This is a genomic window from Vibrio splendidus 12E03 (assembly GCF_000272105.2).
Taxonomy (GTDB): domain Bacteria; phylum Pseudomonadota; class Gammaproteobacteria; order Enterobacterales; family Vibrionaceae; genus Vibrio; species Vibrio splendidus_I.
The window spans coordinates 1-355 of record NZ_AJZD02000105.1 but is presented as its reverse complement, the minus strand read 5'-3'; the positions used below and the strand labels follow the sequence as shown (position 1 = coordinate 355).

Genomic DNA, 355 nt, shown 5'->3' with positions numbered 1-355 from the left:
GCTTCCCCCCAGTCGGTTTTTATCGTCGGGGGGTTCACCCCAAAGCGCGCAATGGCAAAACGCTGCAACAGGGCATCAATGGTCGTTTTAAAAAACAGTTGTTGGTCTTGTGGTTGATAATCCACCACCGACCAACCGCCCGCAGGCTCTAATTTCACATACACAATTTCTTTGTTATTCCCCGCCTTTTCAAACGCGTAAAACAAAAAAAAGAGCATCACTAACACCACCATCGTGAGCCCTAACACCGCCACAAACCAACGATTACGCTCAGTACGTAAACGCGGTTTATCGACATGGGTTTCTTTGGGCGTATCGGCTCGAATCACCGGTTCCATCGTTAACCTCCTTTAAA

1 pseudogene is annotated in these 355 nt (G+C 48.2%); it reads right to left on the bottom strand.

Going from position 1 to position 355, the window contains the following annotated elements:
* Positions 1-338, bottom strand: a pseudogene (locus A142_RS08995) (VirB8/TrbF family protein); the annotation flags it as partial.
* Positions 339-355 lie beyond the last annotated feature (17 nt).